Source organism: Stenotrophomonas sp. I18B00994, assembly GCF_014145825.1.
GTDB lineage: Bacteria > Pseudomonadota > Gammaproteobacteria > Xanthomonadales > Xanthomonadaceae > Stenotrophomonas > Stenotrophomonas maltophilia.
The window spans coordinates 250,774-263,299 of sequence record NZ_JACIUW010000002.1 but is presented as its reverse complement, the minus strand read 5'-3'; the positions used below and the strand labels follow the sequence as shown (position 1 = coordinate 263,299).

10 protein-coding genes are annotated in these 12,526 nt (G+C 67.9%); 6 read left to right on the top strand and 4 right to left on the bottom strand.

Going from position 1 to position 12,526, the window contains the following annotated elements; all coding sequences use genetic code 11:
* Positions 1-7: 7 nt before the first annotated feature.
* Positions 8-229: an RNA-binding S4 domain-containing protein gene (locus tag H4O10_RS03175; RefSeq protein WP_005408703.1), complete on the bottom strand. Its 222-nt coding sequence runs from the start codon at positions 227-229 to the stop codon at positions 8-10.
* A 267-nt stretch (positions 230-496) separates the two neighbouring features.
* Here H4O10_RS03175 and H4O10_RS03170 point away from each other — a divergent pair, with 267 nt between their 5' ends.
* The 6 genes from H4O10_RS03170 (at position 497) to H4O10_RS03145 (ending at position 10,155) form a co-directional block, all read left to right on the top strand.
* Positions 497-2,443 (top strand): DEAD/DEAH box helicase, encoded by a 1,947-nt coding sequence (locus H4O10_RS03170; RefSeq protein ID WP_033835111.1) that lies wholly within the window; start codon positions 497-499, stop codon positions 2,441-2,443.
* A 218-nt stretch (positions 2,444-2,661) separates the two neighbouring features.
* Complete coding sequence (locus H4O10_RS03165) at positions 2,662-5,085, top strand: EAL domain-containing protein (protein WP_049454699.1); 2,424 nt, start codon at positions 2,662-2,664, stop codon at positions 5,083-5,085.
* A gap of 109 nt (positions 5,086-5,194) precedes the next feature.
* Positions 5,195-6,859, top strand: coding sequence for a diguanylate cyclase (locus H4O10_RS03160; RefSeq protein WP_049454697.1), 1,665 nt, complete (start codon positions 5,195-5,197; stop codon positions 6,857-6,859).
* Between the two features lie 34 nt (positions 6,860-6,893).
* The gene (locus H4O10_RS03155; RefSeq protein WP_005408708.1) at positions 6,894-7,616 is read left to right on the top strand and encodes a pseudouridine synthase; all 723 of its coding nucleotides are present in this window, start codon (positions 6,894-6,896) and stop codon (positions 7,614-7,616) included.
* Positions 7,617-7,760: 144 nt separating this feature from the next.
* Complete coding sequence (locus tag H4O10_RS03150; RefSeq protein WP_005412715.1) at positions 7,761-8,831, top strand: sensor domain-containing diguanylate cyclase; 1,071 nt, start codon at positions 7,761-7,763, stop codon at positions 8,829-8,831.
* Between the two features lie 163 nt (positions 8,832-8,994).
* Positions 8,995-10,155 (top strand): AAA family ATPase, encoded by a 1,161-nt coding sequence (locus H4O10_RS03145; protein WP_049454695.1) that lies wholly within the window; start codon positions 8,995-8,997, stop codon positions 10,153-10,155.
* 45 nt (positions 10,156-10,200) lie between these two features.
* On the opposite strand, the gene H4O10_RS03140 is transcribed toward H4O10_RS03145, so the two are convergent.
* The 3 genes from H4O10_RS03140 to H4O10_RS03130 are packed head-to-tail and all read right to left on the bottom strand — an operon-like array spanning position 10,201 to position 12,441.
* A complete protein-coding gene (locus tag H4O10_RS03140) occupies positions 10,201-11,148 on the bottom strand; it encodes a DMT family transporter (RefSeq protein ID WP_005408711.1) in 948 nt (315 codons plus the stop codon).
* 34 nt (positions 11,149-11,182) lie between these two features.
* Positions 11,183-12,001 (bottom strand): DUF72 domain-containing protein, encoded by an 819-nt coding sequence (locus tag H4O10_RS03135; RefSeq protein WP_049454693.1) that lies wholly within the window; start codon positions 11,999-12,001, stop codon positions 11,183-11,185.
* Positions 11,998-12,441: a VOC family protein gene (locus H4O10_RS03130; protein ID WP_049454691.1), complete on the bottom strand. Its 444-nt coding sequence runs from the start codon at positions 12,439-12,441 to the stop codon at positions 11,998-12,000. Before H4O10_RS03130 ends, H4O10_RS03135 begins: the two co-directional genes overlap by 4 nt.
* Between the last annotated feature and the right edge of the window lie 85 nt (positions 12,442-12,526).

Here is a 12,526-nt window from a genome sequence, read left to right as displayed (position 1 = left end):
CCTCACATCAGCCGGCGGCCAGCACCCGGATCTGGCTGTCGGCGAACTCGACCACCTGGCCTGCGCGGATCTTGCAGGCCTTGCGCAGTTCGACTTCGCCGTCGACCCGCACCAGGCCTTCGCTGATGACCATCTTGGCTTCGCCGCCGCTGGTGACCAGGTCGGCCAGCTTGAGCAGCTGCTTGAGTTCGACGTAGTCGCCGTCGAGGTCGAATTCGAGAATCTGCATGGAGCGGGGTTCCTGGGAAGAGGGGCGCAGGCCAGCGGCCGGGCCGGGAAGAGGGCGCGTATTGTGCGCCAGCACGGGGCATGACGGCACGCGCACGGAAAGCTGTACGCCTCGTTCAGGATCAATGCGGTATCATCCCGCTCTGAGCGAGTGAAATCTCCTCCGACCGAGCAGCGCCAGGGCACGCGATAAGAAGGGCGCCCAAAGCGCGGACCATCCCTTTTTTATCGCACTGCCAGGAAGACGGCAGTGCCTTCGGAGTTCCCCATGTCCCAAGATTCCCAAGCGCCGCTGCAGTTCGCGCAGCTCGGCCTGTCCGAGCCCGTGATGCAGGCGGTCACCGCCATCGGCTACGAAACCCCGTCGCCGATCCAGGCCGCCACCATCCCGGCGATGCTGGAAGGCCGCGACGTGCTGGGCCAGGCCCAGACCGGTACCGGCAAGACCGCCGCGTTCGCGCTGCCGGTACTGTCCAACATCGACCTGCAGCAGATCAAGCCGCAGGCCCTGATCCTGGCGCCGACCCGCGAACTGGCCATCCAGGTCGCCGAAGCGTTCCAGTCCTACTCGTCGAAGATCCCGGGCTTCCGCGTGCTGCCGGTGTACGGCGGCCAGCCTTACGGGCAGCAGCTGTCGGCGCTGCGCCGTGGCGTGCATATCGTGGTCGGTACCCCCGGTCGCGTGATCGACCACCTCGACCGCAGCACCCTGGACCTGTCCGAGCTGAAGACCCTGGTGCTGGACGAAGCCGATGAAATGCTGCGCATGGGCTTCATCGACGACGTCGAAGCGGTGCTGAAGAAGCTGCCGGAGCAGCGCCAGGTGGCCCTGTTCTCGGCCACCATGCCGCCGCAGATCCGCCGCATCGCGCAGACCTACCTGCAGGACCCGGTGGAAGTGACCATCGCGGCCAAGACCACCACCTCGGCCAACATCCGCCAGCGTTACTGGTGGGTGAGCGGCATGCACAAGCTGGATGCGCTGACCCGCATCCTGGAAGTCGAGCCGTTCGACGCGATGATCATCTTCGCGCGCACCAAGGCCGGCACCGAAGAACTGGCCAGCAAGCTGCAGGCCCGTGGCCTGGCCGCTGCCGCCATCAACGGCGACATGCAGCAGGCCCAGCGTGAGCGCACCATCGCCATGCTGAAGGAAGGCAAGCTGGACATCCTGGTCGCCACCGACGTGGCTGCGCGCGGCCTGGACGTGGAGCGCATCAGCCACGTGCTGAACTACGACATTCCGTACGACACCGAAAGCTACGTGCACCGTATCGGCCGTACCGGTCGTGCCGGCCGCAGCGGCGAGGCGATCCTGTTCGCCACCCCGCGCGAGAAGGGCATGCTGCGCCAGATCGAGCGCGCCACCCGCCAGCCGATCGAAGAGATGCAGCTGCCGAGCGTGGAAGCGGTCAACGACACCCGCATCAACAAATTCACCACGCGCATCACCGAAACCCTCGGTGCCGGCGGCCTGGACTTCTACCGCCAGCTGCTGGAGCGCTTCGAGAACGAGCAGAACGTGCCGGCCATCGAGATCGCCGCCGCGCTGGCCAAGATGCTGCAGGGTGACACCCCGTTCCTGCTGCAGCCGCCGGTGCGTGCCCCGCGTGAAGAGCGCGCCCCGCGCGAGCGTTTCGACCGTGGCGACCGTCCGGAGCGTGGCGATCGCTTCGACCGCAACGAGCGTGGTCCACGCTTCGAGCGTGGCCCGCGTCGCGACGACGCCGAAGGTGGTTTCGAGCAGCGTCCGCGCCGTGAGGTTCCGCCGCGTGGTGCACCGGAGCAGGGCATGGAGACCTACCGCATTTCGGTGGGCCACCAACATGGCGTGAAGCCGGCCAACATCGTCGGCGCCATCGCCAACGAAGCGGGCCTGGAAAGCCGCTTCATCGGCCGCATCGACATCCACGACGACTTCTCGCTGCTGGACCTGCCGGCACAGATGCCGCCGGACGTGCTGTCGCACCTGCAGAAGGTGTGGGTGTCCGGCCAGCAGCTGCAGATGCGTGCGCTGGCTCCGGGTGAAGACACCAACCCGGCCCCGCGTCCGTTCAAGCCGCGCTTCGACAAGCGTGGCCCGGGCGGCCCGGGTGGTCCGCGTCGTGGTGGCCCGGGTGGTCCGGGTGGCCATGGTGGCGACCGCGGCGGTGACCGCGACAGCCGCCCGCCGCGTCGTGACGGCTTCAAGCCGCGCGGCCCGCGCAGCTTCTAAGCCGCACCCGCATCCGTCCATGACAACGCCCGCCCCCGGGCTGGCGTACAGGAAAAGGGGACGGAGGGGATTAAGTCGTAAATGGCAGGCCATGCGCTTATGCCGAAAACGACTTAATCCCCTCCGTCCCCTTTTTCGCATGGCCCACACATTGCCGGTCATAGGCTGGGCCGGTTCCAAGGCAGGTTGTCACCGCAGCACATTCGGGGGGATCCGGGATGGGTAGAAGTGGCACGGACCAGCAGAGCCGGCGGGTGCCGATGACCCGTGGGCTGGGATTGCGCTTTGCGTTGTTGACGGGCATGGCGATCGGGTTGGTCGCGTTGTCCGCGTTGATCCAGGAACTGCAGGCAGCCTCGACGGCCTGGATTGCCGGCCAGGGGTACTGGTCACGAGGACAGCAGGATGCAACCGCTGCGCTGAGCCGCTACCTGGCGCGTGGCCATGCCCAGGACCTGGATGACGCGCGCCAGGCGCTGCGGATTCCATTGGGCGATCTGCAGGCCCGGCTGGCGCTGGAACAGGCGGTACCGGACGAGGAAAAGGCCAGGCAGGGCTTCCTGCAGGGTGGCAACGCGCGCGCCGATATCCCACGCCTGGTGTTCTCGTTCCGCTATGCACGCGACATCGGTGCATTCCGGGAAGCAACCACGCTGTGGCGACAGACCGACGATGATCTGTTGGCCATGCAGCGGCTGGTTGCCGAGCTGCAGTCGGGGCACGCCCAGGGCGTGCTGCCAGCGGCGGACCGCGATCGGTACCTGCAACAACTGCGTGATCTGGACCGGCGGCTGCAGGTGCAGGCGCAGGCATTTTCGCAAGCCTTGCTGCGCATGGCCACGATGGTACGGATCGCCACGCTTGTGGTCGGCGGGTTGTCGGTGCTGGCGATCAGCCTGATGGCGGTGGCCCTCGCGCGCCGCGTCGGCAAGGACCTGACCGAGCATGAAAGCCGCTTCCGTGCGGCCTTCTACCAGGCCAATGTCGGCATGCTCAAGCTCGACACCGACGGCAAGGTGATCGAAGCCAACCAGGCGATGGCCGACATCCTCGACTACCGACGCGACGTGCTGCTGCAGATGTCGCTCGGCGATCTGTTGATGGAAGGCGAACTGGTCATCGATGGCGTCGGCCGCATCGACTGGGACCGGCAGCTGCGGCCGAGTGAACTGCGCTTCTGCCGCCGCGATGGCAGCCTGGTGTGGGGGCGCTGGAGTGGCACCGGCGTGCGCAGCGCGGGAGGCGGCCTGTCGGTGTTTGCGATCATCGAGGATGTCAGCCAGAACCATGCATTGGCACGTGAGATCGAGCATCACGCCAGCCACGATCCGCTGACCGGCCTGATCAACCGCCGCGAGATCGAGCGGCTGCTGGAGCGTGCGCTGCTGCAGGTACGCAGTGATGGCGGTACGCATGCGCTGTGCTACATCAACCTGGACCACTTCAAGCTGGTCAACGACAGCTTCGGCCATGCCGCCGGTGACCAGATGCTGCGCAGTTTCGCCGACTATCTGGTGGCGGCCGTGCGTGACGGTGACTGGGTCGGCCGCCTGGGCGCCGACGAGTTCGCCGTGTTCCTCGCCCATGCCGGGCAGGACGAAGCCAAGCGGGTGCTGCAGCGGGTGATCCGCAACCTGGGCCAGGCCACGTTCCCGATCAGCGAGGGCAGCCCGCAGCTGAGCTGCAGCATCGGCGTGGTCGAGGTCAGTGCAGATGCGCCGGACGTGAACTGGTTGATGAGTGCTGCCGACAGCGCCTGCTATGCCGCCAAGCAGGCCGGGCGCAACCGCGTGCACTGCTTCAATGAGAACCGCATGGCGCTGGAGGAGCGGCGGCAGGAGGCCGAGCGCCTGCAGGGCGTCAGCCTGGCGATGGCCGAGAATCGCATGCTGCTGTATGCACAGCGCATCGCCCGCGTTGGCGATCCGTCCTACCTGCACTACGAGGTGCTGGTGCGCATGCGTGGCACCGATGGCAGCCTGCATCTGCCCGGCCAGTTCATGCCGGCGGTGGAGCGCTATGGCATGGCGGTGGCGCTGGACCGGCACGTGCTCGGGCTGCTGTTCCGCCACCTGCAGGTGTGCCCGGCGCACGTGCGCCAGCTGGGCCTGTGCAACGTCAACGTGTCCGCGCAGTCGATCGCCGAGCCGGGATTCCTCGCCTTCGTCTGCGACCTGCTCGAGCGCAACCGCGCGCTGGCCTCCAAATTGTGCTTCGAGATCACCGAGACCGCGGCGATCAGCAACCTCAGCCAGGCCCGCGCCTTCATCGATGCGGTGAAGGCACGGGGGTGCCGGATGGCGCTGGATGACTTCGGCTCCGGCCTGTCTTCCTTCGGCTACCTGCGCCAGTTGCCGGCGGACATCCTGAAGATCGACGGCGCCTTCGTGCGCGACATGGATACCGACCCGGTCAGCCACGCCACGGTGCGCGCGATCAGCGAGCTCGGGCGCGAGTTGCAGATGGAAGTGGTGGCCGAGTGGGTGGAGACCGCCGAGGTTGCCGGTGCGCTGACCCGGCTTGGCGTGCAGGGGCTGCAGGGCTATGCCATCGAACGGCCGCAGCCGCTGGAGCGGCTGACCCTGGTCGATCTGCGCCCGGTACGGCTGGTCGCGGTGAAGGGGCCGCCGGCGGCTGGCTGAACCGCGGGCGCCGACTTTGGTCTACACATGCGTGGCGTGCCCGGCTGCGATAATGCGCGCCAGGGGCGGCGCGCAGTGGGCGCGGACGTAAGCAGGAACAGGACGTGGCGTGGGCGGCAGGCAGTGGCGGTATGGAACAGGAGCGGTGCTGGCCGTCCTGATGGTGTGGTTGGCGTTGCCGTGGCCGCTTCAGGCTGCAGAGGCCGTGCCGGGCCATGATTATCTCCTGGTCGGCGGCGCTACCGACGAGCCGACGCCGCACCGCGCATGCACGCCGGAGATGCTGTCCGGCGCCCGCCAGCAGGTGCTGGTACCGGCTCCGCCGCAGGGCTGGTCAGGCCAACCGCAGGCGCTGGACGTGTTCAACGTCTTTGCCGGTGAAGTGCGCGTCCAGCATGGCGACCGCGAGATCTGCGGCAACATGCACGACGCGCGCACCCGCGATTCACGTTTCCGGGCTGGCATCGGCCTGGTGGCGGTACCGCCGGCCGGCAGCCATGAGCCGTTCCTGGTCTCCTGGCAGACACCGCTGAAGGCACGTTGGGTACCGACCCTGCGGCTGGGCGCGCCCAGCCCGGTGCAGCAGAACGACACCGCCCGCCTGCTGGTGCGTGCGGCCTGCATCGCGGTGGCGATTGCGCTGGCGCTGTCGGCGTTGATGGCCTTCCTGACCACCCGGGACCGCAGTTTCCTGGTCTACATCGCCGGCAACAGCGTGATGGTGCTGTGGCAGGCCATCCTCGGCGGGCTGAGCGGCTATCCGGAACCCTGGCTGCCGGTGGGCGAGCACGGCGCCTGGTGGCTGCTGGCGCTGACCGCTGCGACCCAGGCACTGGTGCTGCCGGCGCTGTGGCGGCTGAACGGAGGCGACCGCGTGCTGCCTCGATCGCGCCCGGCCCAACTGGCGGTGTTGTGGACCCTGATGGCGCTGGCCGTGCTGGTGCCGTGGCTGCGCTGGGAGCATCTGGCCTGGGTCGCGAAGGGCTTGCAGGTGTCCTATCTGTCCGGATGTGGCCTGGCACTGATGGTCGGCGTCTGGGCACGCTGGCGCGGCGACCGTTGGGCACAGGCGGGTCTGGCCGCGCTGGCACCGATGCTGGTACTGATCATCGCCGATGCCTGTGGTGCGGCGTGGCTGCTGGAATACCGGGTGGAGGCGCTGCAGCTGGCGGTGACCTGGCTGTTGATGATGGCCGCGTATGCGTTGAACCAGCGGCTGGGCCGGCTGCGCCAGCAGCGTGATGAACTTCGCCAGCTGGCCGAGACCGATGGCCTGACCGGGCTTCCCAACCGTCGCGCCGGACTGCAGCAGCTGGCCCGCCATCTGGAACGGGTGGACCGTGAGCGCGGCCCGTTGGTGATCGGCTTCCTCGACATCGACCTGTTCAAGGACATCAACGACCGCCACGGCCACGCAGTGGGCGACCAGGTGCTGGTGGCGGTGGCGCGTGCCCTGCGCGCGGCGGTACGCAGCCAGGACGAAGTGGTGCGGATGGGCGGCGAAGAGTTCCTGCTGCTGATGCCCGGCATGCCGCGCGAGGCGGCGTCGGCGCGGCTGGACCGCCTGCGCCAGCGCATCACCGAGGCTGGCCAGGCCCTGCAGGTGCCGGGGCTGGAGGTGACCGCCAGCATCGGCCTGGCGCAGTGGCGACCGGGCGAGGACGATCTGGCCGGGCTGCTGCGGCGCGCCGACCATGCCATGTACGTGGCAAAGCGGGCGGGCCGCAACCGGGTCTTCGACGGTGAGGAGCTCGATCCGCCCGCCCTGGCGTGAAGCGCAGCGGGCGGCGATGCCGGATAATGGGCCGATGACCACCCGACTCAACAAACATATCGCCGACACCGGCTTCTGCTCCCGCCGCGAGGCCGATCGCCTGATCGCCGCGCGCCGCGTTACCGTCAACGGCCATCCGGCCGGTACCGGCGCGGTGGTGGGCGAGGAAGACCAGGTGCTGGTCGACGGCCAGCCGCTGCGCGCCCGCGTGGCACGCAAGCCCGGCGCCCGCCGCCACGTCTACATCGCATTGAACAAGCCGGTAGGCGTCACCTGCACGACCGAAACTTCGGTCAAGGGCAACATCGTCGACTTCGTCGGCCACGAACAGCGCATCTTCCCGATCGGCCGCCTGGACAAGGAATCCGAGGGGTTGATCCTGATGACCAGCAACGGCGACATCGTCAACCAGATCCTGCGCGCCGAAAATGGCCACCAGAAGGAATACCTGGTGGCGGTGAACAAGCCGGTCACCGATGAGTTCCTGCGCGGCATGGCGCGCGGCGTGCGCATCCACGACCAGATGACGCTGCCGTGCAAGACCTCGCGCATCGCCAAGTTCGGCTTCCGTATCACCCTGCAGCAGGGCCTGAACCGGCAGATCCGCCTGATGGCCGCCGAATTCGGCTATCGCGTGACCCAGCTGCGCCGCGTGCGCATCGACAACATCAAGATCGGCGCGCTGAAGCCGGGCCAGTGGCGCAACCTGACCGAGCAGGAACTGCAGGGCCTCCTGCCGAAGCAGCTGGACTGGTAACGCGCGGTAGTGCCGGCCGCTGGCCGGCTGCTCCAAGCATCGAATGCGCGCGGGATGCCGGCCAGCGGCCGGCACTACCCGTTGTGCGGATTACGCGCCGGCATCAGCTAGACTTTGCAGTGACCTGCCGGAACGTGACGCTGCATGATCAAGCCCGACAAGCCTGCCAACGAAGCCCTTCGGCTCGAGGCGCTGTACCGCTACCGGATCCTTGATTCGCAGCGCGAGAAGTCATTCGACGACCTGGTGGCGATCGCCAAGGCGGTCTGCGGTACCTCGATGGCGGCGGTGACCCTGATTGACGTCGAACGGCAATGGTTCAAGTCGATCCAGGGCATCGACGCGGCGGAAAACCTGCGCAGCGAATCGATGTGTGGCCACGCCATCCTGCAGCCGCACCAAATCATGGTGGTTGAGGATGCGTTGCAGGACATCCGCTTCCACGACAACCCGGTGGTGACCGGCGACCCGCACATCCGCTTCTACGCCGGTGCGCCGCTGATCAGTTCCGATGGCCTGCCGCTGGGTACGCTGTGCGTGTTCGATGCACAGCCGCAGCACCTGCCCAGCGACAAGGCCGAGGCGCTGGCCGCGCTGTCACGGCAGGTGATGCTGGTGATGGAGCTGCGTCGTTTCGCGCTCGACATCCAGAAGCACATGCTGGAACGCGATGACTACGAGCGCCTGCTGTCGGAGTACCAGGACGTGCTGCTGGCGCAGAATGCCGACCTGGCCGAACAGAGCCGCACCGATGCGCTGACCGGCCTGCCCAACCGCCGCGCGATGGCAGCGGCACTGGAAGAGGCGGTTGCGGAGATCGATGGGCAACCGGGAGTAGCCTGCGTGGCCCTGCTGGACATCGATCATTTCAAGCACATCAATGACTTCCAGGGCCACGCCACCGGCGACCGGGTACTGGCCGAGCTGGGCGTGCTGCTGCGTTCGCATTTTGCCGGCCGTGGCATGGCCGCGCGCTATGGTGGCGAGGAGTTCGTGGCGGTGATGCCGGGCGCTGATCTGCGCACGGCCGAACTGCAATGCGAGTTCCTGCGCCTGGCCGTGGCGGATCTGCCGCTGGGATTCCCGGTCACGATCAGCATTGGTGTGGCCCAGCACCAGCCCGGTGAAAGCGTGGATGAGATGCTGGCGCGCGCCGACAAGGCGCTGTACCGGGCCAAGGGCAACGGTCGCAACCGGGTGGAGCTGGCGGGCTGAAACACGGCGGTTCGCGCGCTGAACGCATGCGACGCGTGGATGATTCGATGCCGCTCCAGTAGATCCACGCCATGCGTGGATGCTCTTCCCGTTTTACTTGGCGTCGCAGCTCCTGCGATCAGAACCGGCCAGCATGACGTCCCTGTTTCCACGGACACCAGCCATGCTGCAGACCCTGGCCATCGCCCACTATCGCTCGCTGCACGGGCTGGTACTGCCGCTGCAGCCGTTGAACGTGGTCAGCGGTGACAACGGCAGTGGCAAATCCAGCCTGTACCGCGCGCTGCGCCTGCTGGCGGAAACCGCCCAGGGCGGCGTCGCGGCGGTGCTGGCCCGCGAAGGGGGACTTGGTTCGGCGCTGTGGGCCGGCCCCGAATCCATCGATCGCCGGGTCGCGGCCGGCGAGATCCCGCTGCAGGGCGGGCCCCGGCAGGCGTCAGTGGGGCTGAAGCTGGGATTCACCACCGACGAGTTCGGCTATGCCATCGACCTGGGCTACCCGCCACCCAGCCGTTCCGCGTTTGCGCTGGATCCGCAGATCAAGGCGGAGGCGATCTGGGCCGGGCCGTTCCTGCGCAGCGCCAACCTGCTGGTCGATCGCCGTGGGGCAATGGTGCGGCAACGCCATGCGCACGGCTGGGATCTCGTGGATGACCGGTTGTCACTGTTCGACAGCCTGTTCACCCAGGTCGGCGATCCGCAGCGCATGCCGGAAACCATCGCCCTGCGTGAGTACATCCGTCGCTGGCGCTTCTACGATCATTTCCGCAGCGACGCCGATGCCCCGGCGCGACAACCGGCGATGGCAACGCGCACGCCGGTGCTGCATCACGACGGCCGGGATCTGGCGGCGGCCTGGGTGACCATTCTCGAGATCGGAGATCCGGTTGCGTTGGCACGCAGTGTCGATGATGCCTTCCCCGGCGCCACGGTCGGCTTCGAAGAGCTGGACGGTCGACTGGCCCTGCGATTCCACCAGCCCGGGCTGCTGCGGCCGTTGTCGATGGCCGAATTGTCTGACGGTACCCTGCGATTCCTGCTGCTGGCCGCGGCACTGCACACGCCGCGGCCACCGCCGCTGCTGGTGCTGAACGAGCCGGAGACCAGCCTGCATCCGGACCTGCTGCCGGCGCTGGCGCGGCTGATCATCGCCGCCAGTGCGCGCAGCCAGGTGTGGGTGGTGTCACACGCCAGCCGGCTGATCGCGGCGTTGGAGCAGGCGCCGGGCTGCCACTCGCTGCATCTGCACAAGGAACAGGGCCGCACGCTGCTGAGCGGGCAGGGCCTGCTGGATGCGCCGGCCTGGCATTGGCCGCAGCGTTGAGACATCGATCCGGATCCGGCAGATCCACGCCATGCGCGGATGCACTCAATCGGCGATGTTGCGTGCCTCGGCCGTGCCAAGGATTTCCGGGTGCTGCACCGGCTTGCGGCGGTTCAGCAGCGGATGCAGGAACACCGCGCCGACAATGATGGCCACGCCCAGGTAGAACCACGGCGTGACCTCGTGCTGCTCGCGCAGCAGCACCACCGCCAGCACCACCGCATAGACCGGCTCCAGGTTGGTCACCAACTGCACCGTATAGGCGCTCAGGTGGCGCAGTGCGACCAGGGCCAGGGCGAACGGCAGCAGCGTGCAGAACCCGGCCAGCACCAGCAGCAGGATGCTGTCGTGCAGATTCGGGACCACCCACAGCGGGCTGGCCAGTGCTGGCAGCAGGTAGGGCATCAGCGGTGCCAGCAGGGTCAGGGTGAGGGTGCCGGCACCCAGCTCCAGGGCGGTGACCGTGAGCGGATCGGCGTGGCTGACCATGCGCTTGTTGAGCGAGCCGAACACCGCCACCAGCAGCGCCGATATCGCGCCGATCAAGACACCCAGGCGCATGCCATCGGGCACGCCACCGACCACCAGCGCAACACCCGGCAGCACCGCCAGGCCGAACGCCAGTTCACGTAGCTGGAACGGCCGCTTGGCGACCCAGGGTTCGATGATCGAGGTGAACACCGGGGCCAGTGCAATGCAGGTGGCGGCCACCGAGGCATTGGCCAGTTTCACCGCGCCGTAGAAGGTCAGCCAGTGCAGGGCGACCAGCGCACCGATACCGGCGTAACCGGCCACCAGCCGCAGGGGCAGGGTGCGCAGCCCGCGCCAGACCCGCGGCAGCAGGGCCAGCATCGCCGTCACCAGCAGCATGCGCCACCACACCAGCGGCAATGCGGGCAGGGTGATCAGCTTGCCGAGGATGGCGGTGACGCCCCACAGCAGGACACAGAAGTGGATCTGCCACAGCGCTTTGCGGGTGTCGGGTGTGCTCATCCGCCTATTGTGAGGCAAGGCGAACGTCGCAGCGCTACCCGCGTGCGGGATCGCTGCCCTGGCCAACCCGCCGCTGCAGGGCCATCGCCGCCGCCGGGTTGCGTGCCTTGCCCGCGCCGATGCACAGCAGGTAGACCTCGCGCGGGGTTTCCGGAGCTGGCGCGGCCAGGCAGGGCAGGTCATCCACTGGTTCACCGCATGACCAGCGGCGTGCGCGTTCGGCCCAGCGCTGCTGCACGGGCGCCGGCAGGCCCTCGTTCAAGCGGGCCTGGCTGCGCTTGATCCGCGCATAGACGAAGCCGGCACTGACATCGCCGTGCAATGGCGCCTCGTCGCTATCCTCGATCACCAGCGCCACGCCGTGGCGGCGGGCGGCGTCGACCAGTGCCGGGCCATGTGCCTCGGCGTTGCGGACCTCCAGCGCATGCTGCAGCGGCACCCCGTCCAGATGCTTCGGCAGCTGTGCCATCAGCCGTTCCAGTGCTTCGGCGTCGGCCGGATGCCGTGGATCGAACTGCCACAGCAGCGGGCCCAGCCGGTCACCGAGCGCGGTCGCCGCCTGCAGGAAGGGCGCGGCCGCCTCGACCGTGCTGGACAGGTCGCGGCGCTGCACCAGGTAGCGTGGCGCCTTCATCGAAAACCGGAAGCCTTCCGGCGTTTGTGCGGCCCACTGCGCGCACTGCGCGGCGGTGGGCGTGCGGTAGAAGGTGCCGTTGATTTCGATGCAACGCAGGGCACGGCTGGCATGGGCCAGTTCTTCACGCTGTGGCAGGCCTACGGGGTAGAAAACGCCGCCGCGCCATTCGGGAAACACCCAGCCACCGATGCCGCAGCGGATCGCTCCGGCGGTCACTGGCCGTGGTCCGCGCGCCACGGGTCGTAGCTGCCGAACCACCACAGGTAGCCTTCCGGGTCGGCGCAGGCATAGCCACGGCCGCCGTAGTCCTGGTCGGCGATGTCGATGACGATTCGGGCACCGGCGGCCTTGGCCCGGGCGTAGTGCGCGTCGGCATCGGTGACGATCACGCAGGCAATCTGCGTCTGGCGGCCGCCGACCTCATCAGGCATCGCCGCATGCTCGCTCCACGCGCTCTGGTTGCTGGCCGAGCCCAGCATGATCATGCCGGTGCCGAAGGTCAGCTGCGCATGGAACACCGTATCGCCATCGGCGTAGACGGCCTGGGCATGGAAGCCGAAGGCGCGCTGGAGCCAGTCGATGGCAGCCTGCGCATCGCGGTAGCGCAGGCACGGAATGATGGTGGAGCCGCTGCTCGGTTGGCCGTTCTCGCCCATGACACCCCTCCTATGGCACAGGGCAGGGTGCAACGCAGAACGTTACCATCCCGCGAAACCCCGGTGACGGCCTGCACATGGCCGC